Source organism: Streptomyces sp. NPDC087844 (assembly GCF_044742785.1).
Lineage (GTDB): Bacteria > Actinomycetota > Actinomycetes > Streptomycetales > Streptomycetaceae > Streptomyces.
Genome location: NZ_JBIUVD010000016.1, coordinates 1 through 23,102, shown reverse-complemented (window position 1 = coordinate 23,102; position 23,102 = coordinate 1). Strand labels below are relative to the sequence as shown.

Here is a 23,102-nt window from a genome sequence, read left to right as displayed (position 1 = left end):
TCACAACTCCTTACGCAGTTCAGCCAGGATGCTCCTGGTCCGGGCGACCGGTGCCGCCTGCACGGACATCCGGTCCAGTACTTCGAGATACGTCACGACGTCGGCGGGCTGGTCCACATAGACCGAGCCGACCAGGCTCTCGGTGTAGACGACGTCGGGAAGTTCGGAGAAGCCGAAGCGGAAGTAGTGGAACGGGCCGAACGCGCCGGGGTGCGCGCCCACCGAGTAGCGCAGTATCTGGATCCGGACCTTCGGCATGTCCAGGGCCTCGGTCAGCCGGTCGATCTGGGCCCGCATCACCTCGGCCCCGCCCACCGGCCGGCGCAGCACGGTCTCGTCCAGGACGGCCCAGACCGCCGGGGCGTCGGACTTGGCGAGCAGGTCCTGCCGCCGCAGCCGCAGGTCGACGCGGCGGGCGATGTCCTCCTCGGTCGCGTTGGGGAAGCCAACGTGCAGCAACGCGGCCGCGTAGTCGTGCGTCTGCAACAGGCCCGGGACGTAGTGGGGTTCGTAGAGGCGGATGACGCTGGCCTCACTCTCCAGGCTCACGTACGCGCTGAACCAGTCCGGCAACACGTCACGGTAGGAGTACCACCAGCCGGGCCGGTTGGCCTCCCTGGCCATCGTGAGGAAGTCGTCCACCTCCGGGAAGGGGACGCCGTAGGTGCGCAGCAACTCCCTGACGTAAGGGATACGGAGGCCGACCTCGGCCTTCTCCATCCGACGGACCGTCAAAGGGGTGACCTCGATGGCCCGGGCGGCGTCCTCGAAGGAGATCCCCGCCTGTTCCCTCAGGTGCCGGAGCCGCTTTCCGAGGACCATCCGCAGGACGGTCGGCGCGCTGCCGCCGGAGCGGTTGTCGCTCACGTCCTACCTCCCGGAACGGCCGTCACAGTTCGCAGTGTGCCACGCCATGACTGACACAGACAGAGCCGTGCGGATCGTTCTGAAATTATCAGAACGCTTGTTGCGAGTTGAGTGTGTACGCAATCATAGGGAGCGAGTGACGTGCCGCACAGTCCGGCGGCTACGGCGCACAACGGCGCTCGGTCGCCGCGCACTTGGCGCCCCCGGCGGGGTGGGCGAACCCGCAGCAGCGTGAGGCGAGACCTGGATGGCCACCGTGAGTGAGGGACAACCGAGGAACCCGGGCAGAGTTCCCGCCGCGGCCGACAAGGCACCGGCGACGGCCATCAGGGACGCCGGCTGCTCGTACGCCTCGCTCGCCCTCCGGGTCGACGAGCTGGGGCGCCGGCAGGGCACGGAATCCACCCACGACAAGGCGTCGGTCACCCGCCGGCAAGAACCACCGACCGAGGCCACCACCCCGTCCAGGCCGTCGAAACGTTTCGCCGAAGCAGCGACGAAGCTCTCCAGACGCTCGGGTTCGGTGACGTCCAGGGCCTGTGTGAACAACTGCCCGGAACCCTGGGGAGCCAGTGATCCCCGCAGCGACAGAAGACCCCCCGCGGTGCGCGCGCATGTCGCCACCCGGGCGCCCTCGGCCGCGAGCAGGCGCACGATCTGCTCGCCGAGCCCGTGTGTGCCGCCGGTGACCAGGACACGCTTGAGTGCGGCGACCACGAGGTACGCGTCACGGTCGCCGACCACTCGACCGATCTGCCGTGTCATCGCACGGTGGGCATGGCGGACGAATCAGGGCGGGGGCTCGCCATCGTGGCCGCGCTGACCGACGACTGGGGCATCGCACCCGCCGAGCCCGGTGAGACGGGGAAGCGGGCGTGGTTCTCGTTACACATGCGGCAGGCGCCATGACCGGTCCCGGCAGCGGCGAACAGGGAGGGAACGCGGCCACGACCGGCGCGGGCCACCCGGCTCGCGACGGCCGGACGAACCGCCCGCCGTACGGAACGGAGGACGGCCCGAACGACGGGTGCGTGCCCCACGACGGGGACCTGTCTCACGACGAGGTACGGGAGCGCCACCGGACCGTGCTCCCGGCGCTCGCGACCGCCCTCGCCCGAGAACTGGTCCGCCGGGTGGACGAGGACCACCGGGCGACGGGAGAGGCGCACCGCAGTCCCACACCGGCCGCGTGGCACCGCCTCGTGAAGTGCCGTGAGGGCAACGCCGAGGCGCTCCGGGCCATCGTCCGGCGCCATGCCTGGCCGACCGCGGACCTGGTGGGCGCGCGCGCATCGACCGCGGCCCTGATGATCCTGCTGCACGCCCCGGATCTCGGCTTCCAGGTCGCGTGCCGCGACCTGATCGCGCAGGCCGTGGCGGACGGACACTGCCCGGCGCCGCATCACGCGTACATCGCCGACCACTGCGCCGTGGAACTGGGCCAGCCGCAGTTCTACGGAACCCGTGTCGACCCCGCGACCTGCTGCCCGTATCCGGTCCGCAGGCCCGAGACGCTCGACGAGCGCCGCCGCGATGTCGGTCTCGCTCCCCTCGACGAACAGATGCGGACCCTACGACTCAGCGGGTGAGGCGTTGAGCCCGGTTGACCCCCGTCGGGTCGCGTTGGGCTCGACGGGTGAGAGCGCGTCACGGACGCGCCACGGGGCACCGGGACGGGGACGTGCGGGATCCACGGCGGCGGCCTACGGTTCGAGGCGCAACTCCCGCTCCTGCTCCTGGTCTCCCGAGGCCGCCCCTTCCTCGTGGACGGTGAAGGCCGCCGAAAGCGTCTCGTCGGCCTGTCGCACAGCCTCCGGGCTGCCCTGCAGGGTGACGGTGACGGCCGTGGAGAGCTTGGCCGCGGCAGACGGCTTCTCGCCGCCGCCCTCGCCCTCGCCGCCGGTCGGTGCGTCGCTGCCGCTGCCGAAGGAGGCCGTGTGGACCGTGGCCCCGTTGTCGCCGGGCAGGGTGTCCGGCGGTCCGAAGACGGGTTCGAGCGTGTGGACGACAGCCCGCGCGTCGGCGGCCGAACCGCCGGTGAGAGTGAGCGTCAGAGCGAGATGCGTGCCGGACGTCATGAACAGCCACCTTTGCTTGTACTTGCTTGTACTTGTACGAATGCGGGCCATCCGCTCGTGTAACCGGTTGCCCCGGACACAAACGGCGGCTCGACCCCGCGTGAAGCTGTCTCCATGACACAGCCATCCGCCGGACCCCGCAGCCGCTGCGACGCACCCGAGCCGCACGGCGAAGCGCCGATCCGCTCGCCGATCCGCTCGCAGGTCCGCTCGCCGGTCAGCCGGAACCGGTCGGTTCCGCCTGGACCAGCCCCTCGCGGTACGCGACCGCCACCGCCTCCGTACGGCTCGCGGCGCCCAGCTTCGCGAGGATGTTGGAGACGTGCACGCTCGCCGTCTTGCCGCTGATGAACAGTTCCTCGCCTATCTGCCGGTTGGTCCGGCCACGCGCGAGGAGCAGCAGGACGTCGTTCTCCCGGGCGGTCAGCGCGGGGATCCCCTCCACCGGAGAGGTCTCCGCGAGGCGGGCCCGGCGGATCAGCCGCTCCACGTCCGTACGCAACGGCACGGCGCCCAGTCGGACAGCCGTGTCCCGGGCCGCCCGCGCCTGCCCGGCGGCTTCCTCGCGACGCCCCGACGCCACCAGTGCCTCCGCGAGCCGGAGCCGGCAGCGAGCCTGCTCATAGACGTCCCCGTAGCCGAACGCCTCGACCGACTTCTCCCAGGCCCGCGTCCTGACCCGGGCCTGCGGGTCCGGCTCGGCGCAGACCCGCGCCCACTCCGCCTCGGCGCGCGCCAGCCACGCCCGGCCCTCGGGGCCCTGCGGCGAACCGTCCTCGCCCTCGGCTGCCGTGACCCGGGCCATTCCCACCAGCTCCACCCCGATCTGGGACCAGCGCCGCACGCCCTCCTCGTCGCCCGCCAGTCGGGCGGCCACGGCCGCGTCCGCCACCGGGGCCAGCGCGAGCGCCGCGAGCCGCACCACCACGTCGGGCGTCGCACCGGAGTCGTCGACGAGAGCCGCGACACTCGTACGGACCTGTTCGACGGCCGCCTCGGGATCGTGACGCAGGACCGCCGCGTCGGTCAGCAGGATGCCCGCCACCAGGGTGGCCATCCAGTCGAACGGTCCGTCGAGGAGGGCCCGGGCCCGCTCGGCCGCCCCCTGCTCACCGCGCGCCAACGCCACCGACAGCGCCGGGCCGATCGCGTAGCCACCCGCCGCAGGCAACCGCTCGGCATCGCTCTCCGCGTCGCGGACGCATTCGTCCCACTTGCCCAGGGAGTAGAGCACCAACCAACGCAGGTAGCGCATCTCCAGCGGATAGGGCGAGGCGAGCAGCCCCGCACGATCCGCGCGCTCCAGCCCGTCGGAGAGCCAGGTCAGGCACTCGTCCAGGTCACCGGACTCGTACGCACCGATGGAGAGGTTGAACAGCGCGCGCATCTCGATCGAGGAGTTCCCCGCGCGCCGGGCCAGTTCCCGTGCCTCCCGCAGCCGGGCCCGTCCTTCCGGGGTGGTCCGGCCCGCTCCCTCCAGACCGACGAGGGAGATCATGAGGTCGGCCCGGGCGTCGGGTATGCCCAGTTGCTCCGCGATGCCCAGGGCTCGGCGGGCCACGCCACGGGCGGTCTCGTCGTCGCCCACGTACCGCGCCGCCATGACGTGGGTGGCCGCGGCCCACACCCACGTACGCGAGGGAGGATCCGCGGGGATCATCGCGAGGGCCTCACTGCTGTACGTGAACGCGGCGGTCAGGCTGTCGATCCGCATGAGATCGCCCGCGAGCGTGTAGCGGACCCTGGCGGCCAGTTCGGAGTCCTCGTCGGAGCCCATGTGCGCGAGCGCGGCCCGGGTGAGCGAGACCGCCCGGTGGGTCTCGCCCGCGTGGGCGGCGGCGGCCGAGGCGCGCAGTGTCAGGGTGACCGTGTCGAAGCCGTCGGGCCGCGCGTCGGCGGGCACCGCCGACCACAGGTCGAGGGCGGCCTCCAGATGGCGCAGCTCCTCGGCGGGCGCGCGGACCCGCGCCGCGTGGTCGGCCGCCTCCAGTGAGGCCGCCAGCGCGTCGGGCAGATCATGGCTCTCGCGCGAGTGGTGGGCGCGCTCCGCGGCGCACTCGGCCGGCAGGCCCCGCCCGGCCAGTACGTGAGCGAACGCCCTGTGCAGCCGTACCCGTTCGCCCGGCAGCAGATCCGCGTAGACCGCCTCACGGATCAGCGCGTGCCGGAAGGAGTAGGTGCTGTCCGCACCGGAGCTTCCGCCCGAGCTCCCACCGGAACTCCCGCCCGAGCCGCCACCCAAGCCCTCACCGGAACTCCCGCCGAAGCTCCCGCCGAAGTCTCTGCCCGACCCCCCTCCGACGACGAGGAGCTGTCGTCCGACGGCCTCGCGCAGCGCCGACTCCAGCTCCTCCTCCGGCAGTTGCACGGTGTCGCGCAACAGATCGTGCTCGACGCGCCGCCCGGCGACCGCCGCCGTGCGCAGTACCTGCTGTGCGGTCGGCGACAGTTGCTCGAAGCGGCTGAGCAGCACGTCCGCCAGGCCGCTGGGCACGGCGGAGGCGGCCCCGGACGCGGTCTCCGAGGTGGCGGCCAGCAACTCCTCGGCGTAGAAGGCGTTCCCCTCGGCGCGCTCGACGATGCGGCGGATCGTCGCGTCGGGGACCGGCGCCGTCCGCTGCGCGCGGACGAGCCGGGCGACCTCGCCGTCGGGCATCGGCCGCAGCTCCAGCCGCTCGACGGCGGGCAGTCGCACCAATTCGGCGAGCAGGGGCCGCAAGGGATGTCTGCGGTGCAGATCGTCGGCGCGGTACGAGGCGAAGACGGCGAGACGCTGGCCGAGCGCGCCGCCCGCACTTCCCGCGCCTCCCAGGATGCCCCTGCTGAGCAGGAAACGCAGCAGGTCGCGGGAGGACTGGTCCGCCCAGTGCAGGTCCTCCAGGACCAGCAACAGCGGGGCCGCCCGGGTCAGTTCGGCCAGGAGCGCGGCCATGCCCTCGAACAGCTGCGGACGGCCGCCCGCGTCCCGCGCCCCGTCCCCGCCGTGCCCGGTCAGCCGGTCGACCACGGGATGCGCGGCCAGCGTGCCGGAGAACCGCTCGTCCCCGGCGAGCACACCCAGGATCTCGGTGAACGGCAGATACGGCAGACCCACGTCACCGAGGTCGACACAGTGCCCCGTGACCACCGTCGTGCCCGCCGCCGCGGCATGCCCGGCGGCCTCGGCCAGTACCCGGGTCTTGCCCACTCCCGCGTCCCCCGCGACCAGCACGGCGCGTGCCTCACCGGCCCGGGCCCGGTCCAGAACCCGGGTCAGCCGGGTGAGCTCGGCCGCACGCCCGATGAAGGGCCCGATGAAGGGTCCGTTGAGCGGCGCGGTGAATGCGGTGGTCGACACGGATCCATCCTGGCACGCGCCACCGACAGTCCACCGGCCCCGCCCTCACCCCACCTCGCGACCCCGGCCCTCGGCCCCCACCCCGCGACCCCGGCCCGAGGACCGGCGAGGCGGTGCGGGAGCGGGCCGGGTCAGCGGAGCGTCTGCGCCCAGTTCGCCGGCACCCGGCCGGCGGGGCCGGGCGCCGGCTGGTCGGCCGGATGGCTGAGCGGCGGGGCGAGGTCGGGGCCGGACTCGTACAGTTCGGACGTCTCGAAGTTCCAGAACCAGGCCTCGCCCGGCTCGAAGCTTCGGATGAAGGGGTGGCCCGTGCTCCGGTGGTGGGCCGTGGCGTGCTTGGAGGGGGAGTCGTCGCAGCAACCGACGTGTCCGCACCGGGCGCAGCGCCGCAGATGGAACCACCAGCCCTGCGCGGCCTCGCACTCGACGCATCCCGTGCCGCTCGGCGGTACCCCGGGGTCGATTCCGTCGGTGTCCGAGATGGTCATGACGCCTCCTGAGGGGTGTCGGATCGGGTGGAGGCGGATTCCCTGGTGGATTCCGCGACGAGTTCGGAGCCGGGCCCCGACGTATGCCCCGACGTATGCCCCGACTTGGGCTCCGCCTCGGGTTCCTCCGCGGTGAGGGGGAGGAAGACCTGGAAGCGGGTGTCGCCGGGCTCGGAGTGCACCTGCAGATGCCCGTGGTGTTTGTTCACGACGATGCGCCAGGAGATGTCGAGGCCCAGCCCGGTGCCCTCGCCCACGGGCTTCGTGGTGAAGAACGGGTCGAAGATCCGGCCGCGGATCTCCTCGGGCACCCCGGGCCCCGTGTCGCGGAACTCGACGAGCAGCTGCTCCCGTTCGAGCGCGGTGCGCACGGTCAGGGTGCCCTCGCCGCCCATCGCCGAGGCGGCGTTGTCGATGAGGTTCGTCCACACCTGGTTCAACTCGCCCGGGTAGGCGGGGATCCTGGGCAGCGAACGGTCGTAGTCCTTGACGATCCGGACGCCGGAGCCGATCTTCCCGGCGAGCATCATCAGGGTGCTGTCGAGCAGTTCGTGCACATCGGCGACCTGGTAGGGCGCCCGGTCGAGCTGCGAGTACTGCTTGGCCGCGTTCACGAGGTTCGAGACGCGGGTCGTGGAGTCCTCGATCTCGTTCATCAGCAACTCGGTCTCGACCGTGTAGTTGAGCCACCTGATCGCGCCTTCCAGCGTCCCGTCGTCCACGGTCGCCGCCACCTGGTCCAGCCAGTCGATGTCCAGCCCGGCCTGCACGAACGTCGGCGCCAGCTCCCAGCCGCCCGAGATGCCGTGGCCGCCGAACCAGTCACCCAGCGCGTCCTCCCGGTCGGAGGCCTCCAGCGGGCTCAGCGGTGTCGCCTTGGCGACCTGCTCCGCCGTACGCTCCTGGATCTCGACCAGTGTCTCCAGGGCGTCGCGCGCGTACGGGCCCGCCGCGATCATGCCGAGTTTGTGCCGCATCCCGGCCACCCGGCCCCGCAGCGCGGAGGTGGCCCGGACCGCCGCCGCGGCCGGGTTGTTCAGCTCGTGCGTCAGCCCGGCGGACAGCGAGCCCAGCGCCAGCAGCCGCTCACGCTGCCCGATGGTCCGCTGGGTGTTCTGGCTGCCGAAGAACAGCCCCTCCAGCAGGTGCACGGCCATCGGGAACCACTCCCGCAGGACCGCGGAGAACGTCTCGGCGGGCAGGATGAAGAACCGCGAGGGCTCGGTGACCCGCAGGGAGCCCTTGTATCGCGCCTCGTCCGGGGCCGCCAGGTAGGCCTGCATGGCACCCGCGTACACCCCGCGCTGGGACGTGCGGTTGGTCTCCACGTCGTCGCCGCCGACCCGCCGCGACATGACGAGCGTGCCCTCCAGGAGAACGAAGAAGCAGGTGGCCGGCTCGCCCTCCTCGTAGACGTGACCGGGCTCGAACAGCTCGACCCGCCCCTCGCCGCACAGCCGCCCCAACTGCTCGGCGTCCAGCTTCTCGAACAGGAACAGCGTGCTGAGCTCCTCGATGTCGCACGGCATCGGCCGCCCGCTCATGACTGCTCCAGGTACCGGTGGACGAGCATCACGGCCATGGCTCCCTCTCCTACGGCGGAGGCGACACGCTTGGCCGACTCGGCGCGCGCGTCACCCGCCACGAACACCCCGGGCACATTGGTCTCCAGGTGGTACGGCGGCCGGTCCAGCTCCCAGTCGGGCGGCGGCTGTCCGCCGACCGCCAGGTCCGGCCCGGCGACGATGAAACCGCGCTCGTCCCGCAGGACCGTGCCGTCCAGCCAGTCGGTCAGCGGCGCGGCGCCGATGAACACGAACATCCACTGGGCGTCGGCGAGTTCGGTGTGACCGCTCTCCAGATCGCGCAGGGTGAGCTGTTCCAGGTGGTCGGAACCGTGCACCGCGTCCACGACCGTCCCGGTGCGCACCGAGATGTTCGGCGCGTCGGTGATCTGCTCGATCAGATAGTGGGACATCGACGCGGTCAGGGAGGAGCCCCGCACCAGCAGGGTGACCGACTTCGCACCCCTGGCCAGGTACATCGCGGCCTGCCCCGCGGAGTTCGCCCCGCCGACGATGTACACGTCCTGCCCCTGGCACGCGGGGGCCTCGGTCAGCGCCGACCCGTAGAAGACCCCGCACCCGGTCAGGTCGTCGGCGCCAGGCGACTGAAGTTGCCGGTACGACACACCCGTCGCCAGGATCACGCAGTGCGCGGAGATCGCCGAACCGTCCGAGAACCGTACGGTGCGTGAGGCCCCGGTGACCTCCAGAGCGGTCACCTCGCGTGCCGTCAGGATCTCGGCGCCGAACTTCGACGCCTGCCGCCGCGCCCGGTCGGTGAGCTGCGCCCCGGACACACCGTCCGGGAAACCCAGGTAGTTCTCGATGCGCGAGCTCTGCCCCGCCTGTCCGCCGGTCGCGGAGCGCTCGACGAGCACCGTCCGCAGCCCCTCCGAGGCGCCGTACACCGCCGCGCCGAGTCCGGCCGGGCCGCCGCCGATGACGATCAGGTCGTAGAACTCGGCGGTCGGCGTCGTGGCGAGACCCACCTGGGCGGCCAGCCGCTGATCGTCGGGCTGAACCAGCACCGCCCCGTCGGCGGTGACCACCAGCGGCAGCCGCTCGCCGTCCTGCTCGGCGCAGGCCAGCAGGCGCCTGCCCTCGGGCTCGTCCGACGAGTACCAGCGGTACGGCACCTGGTTGCGGGCCAGGAACTCCCGTACGTCCGAGGACCGCGCGGACCAGCGGTGACCGACGACCTTCGTGATCGGGACGGCCCGGTGGTCGGAGGCCCGCCAGGCGGCCAGCAGGTCGTCCAGGACGGGATAGAGCTTCTCCTCGGGCGGGTCCCAGGGCTTGAGGAGGTAGTGGTCCAGATCCACCACGTTGATCGCGTCGATCGCCGCGTTCGTGTCCGCGTACGCCGTCAGCAGGACCCGGCGCGCACTCGGGTACACGTCCAGGGCCTGTTCCAGGAACTCGATCCCGTTCATCTGCGGCATGCGGTAGTCCGCCAGGATCACCGCGACGAGATCTCCGCGCAGCTTCAGCTCGCGCAGCGCTTCGAGAGCGCTCTCCCCGGACTCCGCGCGCACGATACGGTACGTCTCGCCGTAGCGCCGCCGGAGGTCACGGGCCACGGCACGCGAAACTCCCGGGTCGTCGTCCACGGTCAGGATTACACCTACGGTAGACCTCTCAGGTGCCATAGAACGACCGTACGTGACGGGGAGAGGCCATGGCGACGGCTGTGGCGATCCGGGCAGCAGGTTCTTCGTCTGCTGCTGGTACAGGCCGTATAAGCCGTTGACCTGCACGAATGGCGGCTACAGAGAAGGTCGGACGGAGGCTGGCCCGCATATGGTCCGGATCTTGGTCGACAACATCATCACCAGGGCCCGTCTCTGCTGGTGGACCGGGACCAGACACCATCGGCGAATGCGCTTCCGAGGGGGAGCGACCGTGGTGGGGGCGATGGGAAGCGAAATCCTGATTCTTCGGGCACGGGCAGGCCGCACCGGCGGGGAGCCGGTGTGCGGGGGAGAGAGATCAGGTTGCCGTCCTCATAGGACTCCGGACGGCTCGTCGTCCTCGGGAGCTGGCGCGTCCGCCGTCTCCCACTCGGGTTCGGGCTCAGGTGCCGGGGCGGGAAGGTCGCGAAGGCGGGGGCGATGGGCGGCGACCGTCTTCTCGACTGCGTTGGCGAGGTTCTGCCACAGGTGGCAGCGGTCGGCGACTTGCAGAGCCTGTGGTGCGGCGGTGTGAGCGGCGTCGGCGTAGGCCCCGGACCGGTCACGGCAGATGACTTCGATCTGCGGGTGCCGGGCCGGCCACGGTGCGAGGGTGGCGGCGTCCCGTTCGGGCAGCAGGTCCAGGACCCGGTGCGTCTCAGCGTCGATCACCACCGTTCCGTAGAGGTGTCCGCGGCGCAGCGCGAAGTCGTCGACCCCGACCGCCCTCGGCTGCGTCGCGGGTGGGACGGGCAGGTCCATCACCCGCCTCAGCAGCGTATTGCGGCTGGTCGCGATGCCCAGGTGCGCGGCGAGGCGGGCGCCGGCCCGACCGGCCAGGGCCAGCCCGACCTTGCCCATCGTGGACCGCAGACGCTCGGTGGTCCGGCCGTGGCGCCTGGTGAGTCCCGGCACCTGCTCGACGAACGTGCGCCGCGGGCATTCCGCGCTCGCGCAGATGAACCGGCGGACCCGCAGCGCCAGTACGCACGGTCGTCCGGCACAGGCCAGGTCCGCGGGGAAGCGCAGGTAGGACGCGTGGATCTGATCCGGCCAGTCTCCGCAGGCCGGGCAACGAGCGTCGCTTGCGGTGCATCGTGCCTCGATGCGTATCGCTTCGCCGTCCAGTTCGGCGGACGTGATCACGACCTTCGTGTTCGACGGGAACAACAGCTCTTGCACTGGAGACGGATCTTCGTTCACGGCGACTTCCGAACCCCCGCCGTGAAGATCAACAGCTACAACGAGTAGTCGGCCCGCACAACTTGGGTCAGACCCCGACCAACGTGCTTACAGGCACTCGTCAGGAACCGTGCTCGGCAATGGGGAAGATAGAAGCCGCCCGCCCCCCGGCTTCCGGGGGGCGGACGGCGAGTTGCGCCGCGGTCAGACGGTCAGGCGGTCAGCATGTGGTTACGCGTGGCCTCCGTACGCGAGACTGCAGTCCGCGGATGTGCCCTGGACCGCGCAGAGTTGAAGGTAGACATCGGTGCCCTCTGCCAGATTGCCGCTGTTCCACGGGCTGTAGTAGACGGCCGAGTGCCCGCGCGTGGTGGCAACGCGCCCCGTCGTGGGATGGATCATGGAGGCCTCCATGCCCCACCCGTCGGCATACACGTCCACCACCTGGAACGCGTCGCCGGGGATGCTCCCGGAGGGATCCGCGTTCCACACCACGACGCCCGCGTAGGTGCCGCTGATGTAGGCGGCAATGGTGAAGCCCCCGTCGGAAGACACCGCGCTCTTCTTGAAGGTCCAGTCGGCAGCCGCCGCGTTGGTCGCCCCGAGCGTGACGGAACCGCCGGTAAAGAGCGCACTCGCCGCCAGAAGCGTGACAACTCGGTTTCTCAGCAACTTCCTCATCAAGTCATTCCCCTAAGTAGTTCGAAAGTTCGATCAGTTGGAAAATCATGACCCGCCCAGCTGACGTCGTCAGCTCTTGAATGACGGAGAGGCCGGTGGAAGCCAGATGCGACGGCCCCGATGATCTCGTAAGGTCGCCCAAAAAACGCCGAACCGATCCGCGTCAGGCACCGAAGGGCCAAGGTCCGAGTCGTCCCCAGGCGACGAGGGCGGCCAGCGCAAGGTAGACGGAGTTCAGCAGCACAAACTTGGACTGGCCGAGACGGCCGTGAGTGATCATCGCGCCGACCATGAGGACGATCCAGCAGGCGGCGGTCACGGAAACCATGACGGGCGCGATATCGAGCACGGCGGGCAGGATCAGTCCGGCCGCGGCCATGAGTTCCAGGATGCCGAGCGCCTTGATGAACCCCGGACTTACGTCTTGTGTCCATTCGCCGCCGTGCTGAGAGGCCAGTCTCGTCTTGGGGATGAGGGTCTTACTGAGTCCGCCGGCCAAAGCAACTGCGGTCAGCAGACCGGCGGCGATCCAGAGGGTGAGGTTCATGGAGAGGGCTCCTGGTCTTGTGCGCAGCTGGCTGTCGTGGTGCGAGGGCGAGTGTTCTTCGGCGGCGGCCGCGTCGCGGGCTGCACCAGGACGCTGCACGCCGATGTCGTCAGCAGGGCGAAGCGGGTGGTATACCGGCAAGACGGGTGGAGTCGAGGTACCTGACCTCGTAGACGCGCTCGCTGAACTTCCACCCGTCGGCGCTCCGTTGATATCGCTCGTGCTAAAGGGCGTAGTTCAGGTGTGAGTCCCCGCTGCGCATGCGCCCGAACTCCCCCGAACTCCCCCGAACCTCTTGGTGTACGCGCGCCCGGTCGCGGTGTCACCGCGAAGTCGGACGACGCCGGGATGGACGTGCTGCACGAAGAACTCCCACAGCCCCTGGCCTCACTCGATCCCCGCACGGATCGCTTCGCGGCCTACGAACTCCCTGCTGATGTGCGGCCACCGCACCGCGCCGTCGGATGTGAACAGTGTGGCGACACGTTCGAAGTCGCGCATCATCACCGCGTCGGTGACCTCGATTCGCAGTGCCTCAATCTCCATGCGATCGACGATGTCCTGCAGAGTAATCATCGAATACCCCCGCCTGTGCCCCTCCGCCGGTCCGGCGCCCCTCGTAGGCCCGGTGGGGTGATGGGTTTGATGTGTCCAGCATCGATGCAGGTCAGAGCTCGAACAAGGTAAGCTTCACGCGGCTATTCATAACCTGGGGGTGATGTATGGAGCTGCGCGACATCGAGATCTTCCTGACCCTGGCCGAAGAACTGCACTTCAGCCGCACCGCGCAGCGGCTACAGGTCTCCCAGGCACGCGTCAGCCAGGCCATCAGCAGGCAGGAAAGGCGCCTGGGGGTCGCCTTGTTCGACCGAACCAGCCGGAGTGTGACGCTGACCCCGGTCGGACGACGCCTGCGGGAGGATCTCCAGCAGGCGGTCGACCTCCTCCACGCAGGACTCGCCCGCGCTCAGGCAGCGGGCCCTGGCGTCGGCCACACCTTGCGCCTGGGCGTCTTCGGGCACGCCGGGCACGAACTGCGACCACTCGTCGATGCGTTTCGCGCGCGCCACCCCGGCAGCGACATCCAGTTCGGCGAGATCATCGCCCACGACGCGTTCTCCGCGCTGCGCACTGGAGAGCACGACGCGCACGTGCTGTGGCTACCCGTTGCCGAACCGGACATCACGGTCGGCCCCACCGTGCTCACCGGCGGCCGTGTCCTGGCCGTGGCCGCGGACCATCCGCTCGCCGAACGCGGCACCGCGTCGCTGGAGGATCTCGCCGACGAGCGCGTTGTCGACCTCGGTGCCGAGGCCCCCGAGTACTGGGTCGAGGCGATGGTCCCCACGCACACTCCGCTTGGCCGCCGCATCCCTCGTGGCCCGGCCGCGCGAACCTTCCACGAAGTACTCTCCCGGGTCTCCACCGGCCAGTGCGTCCATCCGCTGGGTGAGATCGCGGCGCGCTACAACCGGCCACCGGGGATCGTCTTCCTGCCCCTCCGTGACGCCCCGGCCCTCGCCTGGGCACTCACCTGGCGCACCACCGCCGACAGCCCTGCCGTCCGGGCACTTGCACAGACCGCTGCCGAACTCGGCCCGATCTCCCTCTGAAGGAGCGAAACGACGCGTGCCCGTGCCGCGCAGGGGGCCGACATCGTGCCGCGGAGCCGGAGCTGCCGGCCTTTCTCGTTTCAAGTCCCCTGCGAGCCCAACTTGCCGCCGGATGCATCTTCCTTGCAGTCACTCCGGCAGCCGCCTACCGCGACCCAGTAGACCAAGTGGACGGTTGCGCTGATGACTTAAGCTCCGCTCCATGCTTGATGTGCGTCGTCTGACAGTTCTGCGCGCCGTGGTGACCAGCGGCTCGGTAACGGCCGCGGCGGCTAGTCTTGGCTATACGCCTTCAGCCATCAGTCAGCAGGTGGCGGCCCTGGAGAAGCAGGCGGGTATGGCACTGCTCGAACGGGTCGGCCGGGGGGTGCGCCCGACGGCAGCCGGACGGCTGCTCACTGAACACGCCGCCATTATCGGCAGGCAGGTCGCCGCGGCGGAGACAGCGCTGGCCGACCTCCGCGAGGGCCGTACGGGCCGACTGGCGATACGGTACTTCACCACGGTCGGCTCCTCCTTGGTGGCACCGGCACTCGCCCGCCTGCGCGAGGAGTTCCCAGGAGTGCGTACCGACCTGAGGATGACCGATCCCGATGACCCGCTGCCAGAGGTGACACAGGGGCATGCCGACCTGGCCATCGCGGTGAGGCCGCACGGCCGGGTGTATGACGGCCTGCGCCTGGTCCACCTGCTCGACGACGCCTATCGCGTCGTCCTGCCGAAGGGGCACAGGTTGGAGTCGAAGCAGATCATCGATCTCGGCGACCTCGCCAACGAGTCATGGGTGGGCAGCGAGCTGCCCGGCACGTGCCTCGACACGGTAGTCGATGCCTGTGGGGCCGCGGGTTTCAGCCCCGACTTCGTCGTGGACAGCGGGGACTATGCGACCGCACAGGGGTTCGTCGCCGCCGGGCTCGGTGTGAGTCTTGTCCCGGATATGGGGCTGGCCAGTCGTCATCCCGGCGTCGTGGTGCGGAAGGTGCGCAATCCCGAGCCGATCCGAGCCATCCACGCGGTGGTACGGGAGACGTCACTTGGCCAGCCGGCCCTGCAGGGGCTCCTCCAGGCCCTCAAAGCTGCGGCAGCCCACTGAGCGTTCCACGACCATGCGACGTCCTTGGTCCGTCGCGCACACCGTCGCGTGCTCTGCCCATTTCACGATGTAGCTGCCCTTAACAAAGGTGTAGATCTTTTTGCTTGTCCTTACAGGTTGATGCGAGCACTGTTTCGCACATAGACCGAACAAGGAGCAAGCACAGTGAGCGGTGTCGTCGGCAAAACCTGGGCTTGGGCGCGGATGGGCATACTCGCCCTCCTGTGGGGATCGACGTTCCTGTGGATCAAAGTGGCCTTGGAGGATTTTTCTCCCGTCCAGGTCACCGTCATCCGATGCGTACTCGCGTCGCTCACGCTGCTGGCGCTCTGCTATGGGACAAGGCAGCGGCTCCCGCGCGGCACTGCGATGTGGGGGCGAATCTTCGTGGCCGCCTTCTTCTGCAACGCCCTGCCCTTCAGCCTGTTCAGCGTCGGTGAACAGTCGGTCGGCTCCGGCGTGGCCGGTGTGCTGAACGCGACGACGCCACTCTGGTCCGTCCTGATCGGCATCGCCATCGGCACGGAGCGAAGAGTGGGCCCGGTCCGGCTGGGCGGCCTGCTCCTGGGCTTCGCAGGAGTCGTGGTGATCTTCGCCCCCTGGCAGCAGGCCGACAGTGTCGGCTGGGGCGCCCTGGCCATCGTCGGAGCGGCGGCAAGCTACGCCGTCGGCTTCGCCTACATGGGAGCCACCCTTGTCGGCAAGGGCACTCCCACCGTTTCACTGTCCTCGGCCCAGATCCTCGCTGCGACCGCGCTGACCATCCTCACCGTGCCAGCCGGCGGCCTGTCTCCGGTGCACGCCCAGGTGACCACGGTGATCGCCGTCGTCGCCCTGGGCATCTTCGCGACAGGCATCACCTTCCACCTCACGTACCGGATCATCGCGGACGAGGGCGCGACCAACGCGGCCACCGTCGGCTATCTCCTGCCGGTCATTTCCGTACTCCTGGGCGCCGTCGTGCTCAGTGAGGACTTCAGCCTCCGTGTCGCCGCGGGAATGATCGTCGTGCTCGTCGGCGTCACCATGACGCGACGTCAGCAGCGCGCACCGTCCCCGTCGGCCTCGACCGCAGAGTCACCAGCCGTACCGGCTGCCTCGAAGCACTGACCCGGCTCCGGCCAAGTGACAGTCTCCCTTGTCTCGATGGAACAGAAAGAGCAAGCCACGCCCGTGACTACAGTGAGCATTTCCACCGCACCAGCAGCAGCGCTGCGTACGGATGCCGTCGTGATCGGCGTGGCCAAGGGCCCGAAGGGCCTCGCCCTGGCTCCCGGCGCGGAGGATGTGGCGCTGGCGTACGACGGTGACCTCGTCGAACTGCTGAGGGCCCTCGGCATGACCGGCGCCGAAGGCGAGGCGCTCAGGCTCCCCGCCCCCGCATCGGCCAAAGCCGGCTTCGTCCTGGCCGTCGGACTCGGCGATGCTGTGGACGATGGCCCCTACGACGCCGAGGCACTGCGCCGGGCTGCCGGCGTCGCAGCCCGCGCCCTGTCCGGCATCGACACGGCTGCCGTGGCGCTGCCGGCTCTGTCCGTCGACGCGGTGGAGGCGCTGACGCTCGGCAGTGTGCTGGGGGCGTACGCGTTCAGCGCATACCGTGCATCCGCTGACCGTACGGCTCCCGTCGGTGAGCTGCTGGTCCTCACTGCCCCTGAGGGCCGCACCGCGGCTGTGGCGGCGGTGACGCGCGCGGAGGTGATCGGGCAGGAGCTGAACCGTGCGCGTGACCTCGTCAACATGCCGGGGAATGACCTCTACCCGGAGAGCTTCAGCGCGATGGTGCAGTCGGTCGGGCAGACGTATGGACTGCAGGTGGAGGTGCTCGACGAGACGGCGCTGGCCGACGGCTCGTTCGGCGGGATCGTCGGCGTGGGCCAGGGTTCGGCAAGTCCGCCACGGCTGGTGCGTATCGCCCACACGCACCCTGAGGCGCGGACGCACCTCGCGTTCGTCGGCAAGGGAATTACGTACGACTCGGGCGGCATCTCCCTGAAGCCGGTCGGCTTCAACGAGATCATGAAGAGGGACATGTCCGGCGCGGCGGCGGTGTTCGCCGCCGTCGTGGCCGCGGCGCGTCTGGGGTTGCCCGTCAACGTCACCGGTTGGCTGGCGCTGGCGGAGAACATGCCGTCCGGCTCCGCAGTCCGTCCCGGCGATGTGCTGCGGATGTACGGCGGCAGGACTGTGGAGGTGCTCAACACCGACGCCGAGGGACGTCTGGTCCTCGCCGACGCCCTGGTGCGGGCGAGCGAGGACACGCCGGACGCGATCGTGGACGTGGCTACCCTGACCGCTGCGATGAAGATGGCACTGGGGCACCGCATCTTCGGCGTCATGTCCAACGATGACGCGTTCCGGGACTGCGTCCTGGACGCTGCCCGGCGGGCCGGCGAGGAAGCCTGGCCGATGCCGCTGCCGGCCCAGTTGCTCACGGGCCTGGCTTCGCAGGTCGCTGACATTGCCAACTCCGGTGAGCGAATGGGCGGCGGCCTCGCGGCCGGCCTGTTCCTGCAGGAGTTCGTGCCGACCGGCCTCCCCTGGGCCCACCTGGACATCGCGGGACCGGCCTTCAACGAAGGCAGCCCTTACGGCTACACGCCGCGTGGTGGCACCGGATCCGCAGTCAGGACCCTCATCGCACTGGCCCAGGACGCGGCCGACCGTCCCCCGCACGCAGCAGACGCGGGGGGACAGAGGTGAGCACCATGTGCGGTGGCCGAGATCCGCGGAACAGGTCTCCGCTGGACCGCGTCGCCACCGAGGGCGCGCCGAAGCCCTTCGGTCACTACGCGCAGGCCACTGTCACTCCTGACGGCGCGATACATGTCTCCGCGCAACTGGCCGTCGGAGGGGCGGCGCTCCCTGAATCCGCTGTGGGCGTGCAAGCGCGCCAAGTCCTGTCCAACCTTCTGTCGATCGTTGAAGCGGCCGGTGGGGCAACTGATTCCGTTGCCAAGGTGACGCTGTACGTAACCGAGATCGCCGACTGGGAAGCCGTCGACCTGGTCTTCGACAAGGCGTTCGGTGACCACCGGCCAGAACGGTCCTTCAGGTAGCGGGACTTCACCACGGATACAAGGTGGCGGCAGATGCCGTCGCCTGGCGGATCCACGAAAAGCAGGAGGCAGGGCGACTGTGAGGACCCTCTACCAAATTGATTCCTTCACGCGCACGCCCTTCACCGGCAACCCGGCAGGCGTGGTACTCGACGCGGAGGGCATGACGGACGCAGCCATGCTCGCGGTGGCACGCGAACTGAACAACTCCGAGACCGCCTTCGTCCTGCCTGCCGACGGCCCCGACCACGACATCCGGGTCCGCTTCTTTACCCCGACCACGGAGGTTCCGGCCTGCGGGCACGCCACCGTGGGGGCGCACTTCGCGCGCGCAGTCGAGTACGGACTGCCGTCGTGCTCACTGATGCAGAAGACCGGTGGCGGACTGCTCCAGCGGGTGGAGATCCACCGCGACGGCGACCACGTACGGATCGGCATCCACCAGGGCCCCGCTGCCTTCGGCCCGGAACTGGACGGCCACCAGGTCGACCGGCTGCGGCAAGCGCTGGGCCTACGGGCCGGCGATCTCACAGACAGCGCTCCGGTCCAGATCGTGTCGACCGGGCACTCCAAAGTGCTCGTGGAGCTGCGCGACCGGACAGTGGTGGACGGACTACGCCCGGATTCCGCCGCGTTGACCGAACTCAGCCGGGAGGTGGGTAGCAATGGATTCTTCGCCTTCACCCGGACAACCCAGGACCCCGGCCTGCTCACCTGGTCCCGGATGTTCGCGCCCGCAATCGGCATTCCGGAGGACCCGGTCACCGGCAACGGGCACGGGCCCCTCGGCGCATACCTCGTGCACCACGGCATCGTTTCCGCCCCCGCAGGACGACTGACCTTCACCGGGCGTCAGGGAGCAGCCATGGGACGACCCGGCGAGGCCCACGTACGCGTCGATGCCACGACCGCCGGCAAACTCCTGGTATCCGTCACCGGTGACGCCACGACCGCGTTCCGAACCCAACTGAATGCCTAATACGGCCGAGGACTGACTCGGGGGCTGACGCTCTGCGGGGCACACAAGGACTTTTTCCAAACGTGTTCACTTGGGCCGTCTGGTCGTATGAGTGCAGCCGGAAGGCCTTTTCGTGCCGACGGACGTTGATGCGGGCCGGGGCGATTCGCGGCGTCCCCGCGCGGTCGCGCGCGACGCCCTTCCACTTGCACGCCCATCGTATGTTCGATCCCCCCGAAGTGCTTCGGAGAAGGGACGTACCGCCCGGCCGGGCCCGCCGGGTGTCGTACGGCCGAGCCGGGGCAACCGGAGACGGGAGGCAATGATGAACGCGAGCACGTTGACACGAGGCAGCCGGGCGGGGAAGAGAAAGGCGGCCCCTGCCATGGAGGGGGCGGCGCGGGCGGGTTTCACCGCGCGCGGTGTCATCTACTTGTTGGTGGGCCTGCTGGCGCTGCAGATCGCCTTCGGCGGCAGCGGGAAACAGGCGGACCAGGGCGGTGCGCTCCAGGAGGTCTCGGGGAAGCCCTTCGGGGAGGTCGTGCTCTGGGCGCTGGGCGTCGGACTGGTCGGCATGGCGCTCTGGCGGCTGTCCGAAGCGGTCTTCGGCGCGGCGGGCCCCGACGGCGACAAGGCGAAGAAGAGGGTGGCGTCGGCGGCACGGGCCGTGTTCTACGGCTTCGTCGCCTACTCCGTGATCTCCTTCGCCGCGGGGGCCGCCGGCAGCGGTTCGAGCGACGGCAAGTCCCGGGACGCCACGGCCAAGGCCATGGACCTGCCCGCGGGGCGGTGGCTCGTGGGCGTGGCCGGAGTGGTGATCCTCTGCGCGGGCGTCTGGATGGCCGTGCAGGCCGCGCGCCGGAAGTACCACAAGCACATGCGGCTCGGCGCGGTGTCACGCAAGGTGCGCCAGGCGGTCGACGTGACCGGTGTCGGCGGCGGTGTGGCCCGCGGTCTGGTGTTCGCCGTCGCCGGAGGCTTCGCGGTCCGCGCGGCCTGGGACTACGAGCCGGACAAGGCGAAGGGCATGGACGACACCCTGCGCTCGTTCGCCGAGACCCCGGTGGGTCCGTGGCTGCTGGTGCTGATAGCCGTCGGTCTGATGCTCTTCGGACTGTTCTCTTTCGCCATGGCCAGGTACCGCAAGCTCTGACGGCCGCTGAACATCGGTGTGGCCCCGAGTCCGTCATCCGGATCCGGGGCCACACTCCTGTCCAGCGGCTGATCAGCGGGGCAGTCCGGCGGGCGCGGTCGCCCACCGGGTGTTCGGCTCCGTCGCCAGCGTGAACGTGAGCGTGCCGCCCGTCCGCAGGAGGCTGCCGTCCGTCCAGGACCGGTCGTGCGTACGGCCGTTCAGCCGGACTTGGCCGACATACGCGTGCGTGGCGTCGGCGGCGGGCGCGTCGATGACGAGGTCGCGGCCGGGCCGGTCGATCACGGCGTGCGGGAACAGCGGCGCGCCCAGCAGGAGGTTGGCGCTGCCCGGGGTCTGCGGGTAGACGCCGAGGGCCGAGAAGACGTACCAGGCGGACATGGTGCCGAGGTCGTCGTTGCCGGGCAGTCCCGTCGGTCCCGTGCCGTAGACGGTGTCGAGGATCTGCCGGACGGTCGCCTGGGTCTTCCACGGCTGACCGAGCGCGTTGTAGAGCCAGGGGGCGTGGATGCCGGGCTCGTTGGTCGGGTCGTAGCGCAGCGCGTCGCCGCCCTTCACCGACCAGGACCCGTCGGCCTTGTGGAAGAAGCCGTCGAGCCGGTTCGCGGCCACCTCACGTCCGCCCATCGCCTTGGCGAGCCCCTGCACGTCCTGCGGCACCATCCAGGTGTACGTGGCACTCGTGCCCTGGGCGAACCCGCGGTCGCTGCCGGGGCTGAACGGCGTGACCCACGACCCGTCCAGGTTGCGCGCCTGGATGTAGCCGTCGGTGCCCGCCCCGTCCGTCGCGGCGGGGTTGAAGACGTTGCGCCACCAGCCGCCCCGCTCGGCGAAGTAGGCGGCCTGCTCGTCGCGGCCCAGCAGCTTCGCCCAGCGGCCGAGGGCGTCGTCGGCGACCGAGTCCTCCAGCGTCTCGGCGGCACCGCCCCAGCAGTGGCAGGCGTCCTGCGCGGCGTAACCGGAGGTCATGTACTGCGCCAGGTTGGGCCGTTGGCCGGTGCACTGGCCCGGGCAGCCCGCGTCGGAGAGCCCGTCCGGGTGCGGCACGGTGGCCTGCTTCGCCAGCGAGTCGAAGGCGCCGCGGTAGTCGAAGTTGCGCACACCCATGGCGTAGAAGGTGGCGAGCGTGGCCGCTGTCGGGTCACCGGTCATGACATGCGTCGGGCCGTTGATGTGCACCCAGCGGTCCCAGACCCCGCCGTTCTGCTGCGCGAAGTTGTGAAGCGACTGGGCGAAGTCCCCCGCGATACGCGGCTTGAGCAGGGCCAGCAGCTGGATCTGCGCCCGGTACTGGTCCCAGCCCGAGAAGTTGCTGTACTGCGCCCCCTGCCCGCGCTCGATCCGGTGCGGCTCGCCGTCCATGCCGGGGTAGCGGCCGTCGGTGTCGCTGACCAGGTTGGGCTGCTGGAGGGAGTGGTAGAGCGCGGTGTAGAAGGCGGTCCGCTGGGCCTCACTGCCGCCCCCGGCCCGCACGGAACGCAGCTCGCGGTCCCAGGCGCGGCTCCCGGCCGCCGCCACCTGGTCGACGCTCGCCCGTGGCCCTATCTCCTCGCGGAGGTTCTCCTCGGCTCCCGCGAGACTCACGTACGAGATGCCGAGCCGCATGTGGACATCGTTGTCGGACGCGGTGTCGAAGCCGATATAACCACCGGAGCCGCGGCCCGCGCGGTCGGCGCCCGTGGCGTATCCCTCGCCGCCACCGCCCGTGGTGGCGCCGGGGGAGAGGGTGCCGTCCTTCCACGTACCGGTGCCGGCGAAGGCGCGGTCGAAGGAAGCACTGAAGTAGAGCCGGTAGTAGCTCTTGCGGTTGTTGACCCCGCCGTTGGCGCGCCGGCCGCAGAACGCGCCCGTCAGCACCGACCCGGTCACCTTGCGGTTGGCCCGGTCGATCTCCACCTCCGCGTCCTCACTCCCGTTGAGCGAGTTGGAGACCCGGAAGAGCAGGTTGGCGGGCTTGTCGGCGGGGAACGTGAAGTCGGCGACGCCGGCCCGCTGCGACACCGCGAGGTCGGCGCGGGCGCCGGAGTCGAGTCCCACGGTGTAGCGGCCCGGCACGGCCCGCTCGTCGGCGTGCGAGAAGTTCGCCGCGTACACGGCGTCCTTGGTGTCCGCCGAGGGCGACGAGGTGACGTCCCCGACGAACGGCATGATCGGTACGTCGCCCGCGGCGCCCGGGTTGCAGCCCGCGCCGTTCACATGCGTGAGGCTCAGCCCGCGCAGCCGGGTCGCCCCGTACTCGTAGCCGTTGGCCGCGCCCGTGCTGGTCTGGTCGCCCCTGGTACTGGTCGGCGACCAACCGATCATGCCGTACGGGAGGTTGGCGCCCGGGTAGGTGTTGCCCCCGTTCGCCGTGCCGATGAGCGGATCGACGTACGCGGTGGGGCGGGCGGGCGCGGCGGCGTCGGCTGCCGCGGAGACCGGCCCCGGCAGTGCGGCGGCGAGCGCGGTGGTCAGCGCGAGAGCGGCGGCTCTCCTGCCGAACCTCCGCGACACAACGGTGGATCTGAGGACCATGTGCGAGAAATCCTTCCGTGTGGACGAGCGACGGGCCCGACCGCCTGACGACGACCCGGCCCCGCGAAGTGCCGCGGACGAGCCTAGGCCGCCGCACCACGCATCGAACCGCCGAACCCGTCAACCTTGATGAACGCCCGATGAACCCACAGCACATGCCCTCCGCCCGCCCCCGCAAGAACCACGGAGAACGGCACGCTCACCCCCGTTATGTTTTCTGCGGTTCCGCAACGGGGCCGCTGGCCTCCGGGTCCGGCATGACTGTGTCCCCCTGTCGAAGGCATGACCTGGGGGGTG

21 protein-coding genes are annotated in these 23,102 nt (G+C 70.2%); 9 read left to right on the top strand and 12 right to left on the bottom strand.

Features of this window, described 5'->3' with window-relative positions; translation table 11 throughout:
• Together ACIOKD_RS27595 and ACIOKD_RS27590 are read right to left on the bottom strand one after the other, a co-directional pair.
• Positions 1-822, bottom strand: a complete 822-nt coding sequence (locus ACIOKD_RS27595) for a helix-turn-helix domain-containing protein (RefSeq protein WP_402089667.1) — start codon at positions 820-822, stop codon at positions 1-3.
• Positions 823-990: 168 nt separating this feature from the next.
• Positions 991-1,632: an SDR family NAD(P)-dependent oxidoreductase gene (locus ACIOKD_RS27590; protein ID WP_402089343.1), complete on the bottom strand. Its 642-nt coding sequence runs from the start codon at positions 1,630-1,632 to the stop codon at positions 991-993.
• Between ACIOKD_RS27590 and ACIOKD_RS27585 the strand changes: the two genes are divergently transcribed.
• Both ACIOKD_RS27585 and ACIOKD_RS27580 read left to right on the top strand, forming a co-directional pair.
• Complete coding sequence (locus tag ACIOKD_RS27585) at positions 1,540-1,776, top strand: ATP-binding protein (protein WP_402089688.1); 237 nt, start codon at positions 1,540-1,542, stop codon at positions 1,774-1,776. The genes ACIOKD_RS27590 and ACIOKD_RS27585 overlap by 93 nt on opposite strands.
• Positions 1,773-2,456 carry a DUF6624 domain-containing protein gene (locus ACIOKD_RS27580; protein ID WP_402089342.1) on the top strand — a complete coding sequence of 228 codons (684 nt, stop codon included), beginning with the start codon at positions 1,773-1,775 and terminating at the stop codon, positions 2,454-2,456. Before ACIOKD_RS27585 ends, ACIOKD_RS27580 begins: the two co-directional genes overlap by 4 nt.
• 114 nt (positions 2,457-2,570) lie before the next feature.
• On the opposite strand, the gene ACIOKD_RS27575 is transcribed toward ACIOKD_RS27580, so the two are convergent.
• The 9 genes from ACIOKD_RS27575 to ACIOKD_RS27535 all read right to left on the bottom strand — a co-directional run bounded on the left by ACIOKD_RS27575 (position 2,571) and on the right by ACIOKD_RS27535 (position 12,961).
• Positions 2,571-2,945 (bottom strand): hypothetical protein, encoded by a 375-nt coding sequence (locus ACIOKD_RS27575; protein ID WP_402089340.1) that lies wholly within the window; start codon positions 2,943-2,945, stop codon positions 2,571-2,573.
• Between the two features lie 217 nt (positions 2,946-3,162).
• On the bottom strand, positions 3,163-6,282 hold the full coding sequence (locus ACIOKD_RS27570) for an AAA family ATPase (protein WP_402089338.1): 3,120 nt from the start codon (positions 6,280-6,282) through the stop codon (positions 3,163-3,165).
• A 131-nt stretch (positions 6,283-6,413) separates the two neighbouring features.
• Positions 6,414-6,770 (bottom strand): UBP-type zinc finger domain-containing protein, encoded by a 357-nt coding sequence (locus ACIOKD_RS27565; RefSeq protein ID WP_402089336.1) that lies wholly within the window; start codon positions 6,768-6,770, stop codon positions 6,414-6,416.
• Positions 6,767-8,314, bottom strand: a complete 1,548-nt coding sequence (locus ACIOKD_RS27560) for an ATP-binding protein (RefSeq protein WP_402089334.1) — start codon at positions 8,312-8,314, stop codon at positions 6,767-6,769. Before ACIOKD_RS27560 ends, ACIOKD_RS27565 begins: the two co-directional genes overlap by 4 nt.
• The gene (locus tag ACIOKD_RS27555; protein ID WP_402089332.1) at positions 8,311-9,984 is read right to left on the bottom strand and encodes an FAD-dependent oxidoreductase; all 1,674 of its coding nucleotides are present in this window, start codon (positions 9,982-9,984) and stop codon (positions 8,311-8,313) included. Before ACIOKD_RS27555 ends, ACIOKD_RS27560 begins: the two co-directional genes overlap by 4 nt.
• A 354-nt stretch (positions 9,985-10,338) precedes the next feature.
• Positions 10,339-11,187: an ISL3 family transposase gene (locus tag ACIOKD_RS27550; protein ID WP_402089330.1), complete on the bottom strand. Its 849-nt coding sequence runs from the start codon at positions 11,185-11,187 to the stop codon at positions 10,339-10,341.
• A 231-nt stretch (positions 11,188-11,418) separates the two neighbouring features.
• On the bottom strand, positions 11,419-11,868 hold the full coding sequence (locus ACIOKD_RS27545) for a hypothetical protein (RefSeq protein WP_402089328.1): 450 nt from the start codon (positions 11,866-11,868) through the stop codon (positions 11,419-11,421).
• A 163-nt stretch (positions 11,869-12,031) separates the two neighbouring features.
• The gene (locus ACIOKD_RS27540) at positions 12,032-12,415 is read right to left on the bottom strand and encodes a DoxX family protein (protein WP_402089326.1); all 384 of its coding nucleotides are present in this window, start codon (positions 12,413-12,415) and stop codon (positions 12,032-12,034) included.
• 387 nt (positions 12,416-12,802) lie between these two features.
• On the bottom strand, positions 12,803-12,961 hold the full coding sequence (locus ACIOKD_RS27535; protein ID WP_402089324.1) for a hypothetical protein: 159 nt from the start codon (positions 12,959-12,961) through the stop codon (positions 12,803-12,805).
• A 176-nt stretch (positions 12,962-13,137) separates the two neighbouring features.
• Between ACIOKD_RS27535 and ACIOKD_RS27530 the strand changes: the two genes are divergently transcribed.
• From ACIOKD_RS27530 to ACIOKD_RS27500, 7 genes are all read left to right on the top strand, one after another.
• On the top strand, positions 13,138-14,028 hold the full coding sequence (locus tag ACIOKD_RS27530) for a LysR substrate-binding domain-containing protein (protein WP_402089322.1): 891 nt from the start codon (positions 13,138-13,140) through the stop codon (positions 14,026-14,028).
• A 202-nt stretch (positions 14,029-14,230) separates the two neighbouring features.
• Positions 14,231-15,121 (top strand): LysR family transcriptional regulator, encoded by an 891-nt coding sequence (locus ACIOKD_RS27525; protein WP_402089320.1) that lies wholly within the window; start codon positions 14,231-14,233, stop codon positions 15,119-15,121.
• Positions 15,122-15,325: 204 nt separating this feature from the next.
• Positions 15,326-16,231 carry a DMT family transporter gene (locus ACIOKD_RS27520; RefSeq protein ID WP_402089665.1) on the top strand — a complete coding sequence of 302 codons (906 nt, stop codon included), beginning with the start codon at positions 15,326-15,328 and terminating at the stop codon, positions 16,229-16,231.
• A gap of 63 nt (positions 16,232-16,294) precedes the next feature.
• Positions 16,295-17,824 (top strand): leucyl aminopeptidase, encoded by a 1,530-nt coding sequence (locus tag ACIOKD_RS27515; protein WP_402089318.1) that lies wholly within the window; start codon positions 16,295-16,297, stop codon positions 17,822-17,824.
• A 5-nt stretch (positions 17,825-17,829) separates the two neighbouring features.
• Positions 17,830-18,180, top strand: a complete 351-nt coding sequence (locus tag ACIOKD_RS27510) for a RidA family protein (protein WP_402089663.1) — start codon at positions 17,830-17,832, stop codon at positions 18,178-18,180.
• 79 nt (positions 18,181-18,259) lie between these two features.
• The gene (locus ACIOKD_RS27505; RefSeq protein WP_402089316.1) at positions 18,260-19,159 is read left to right on the top strand and encodes a PhzF family phenazine biosynthesis isomerase; all 900 of its coding nucleotides are present in this window, start codon (positions 18,260-18,262) and stop codon (positions 19,157-19,159) included.
• Positions 19,160-19,463: 304 nt separating this feature from the next.
• Positions 19,464-20,291: a DUF1206 domain-containing protein gene (locus ACIOKD_RS27500; protein ID WP_402089661.1), complete on the top strand. Its 828-nt coding sequence runs from the start codon at positions 19,464-19,466 to the stop codon at positions 20,289-20,291.
• A 72-nt stretch (positions 20,292-20,363) separates the two neighbouring features.
• Here ACIOKD_RS27500 and ACIOKD_RS27495 read toward each other — a convergent pair whose 3' ends face one another.
• The gene (locus tag ACIOKD_RS27495) at positions 20,364-22,805 is read right to left on the bottom strand and encodes a GH92 family glycosyl hydrolase (protein ID WP_402089314.1); all 2,442 of its coding nucleotides are present in this window, start codon (positions 22,803-22,805) and stop codon (positions 20,364-20,366) included.
• Positions 22,806-23,102 lie beyond the last annotated feature (297 nt).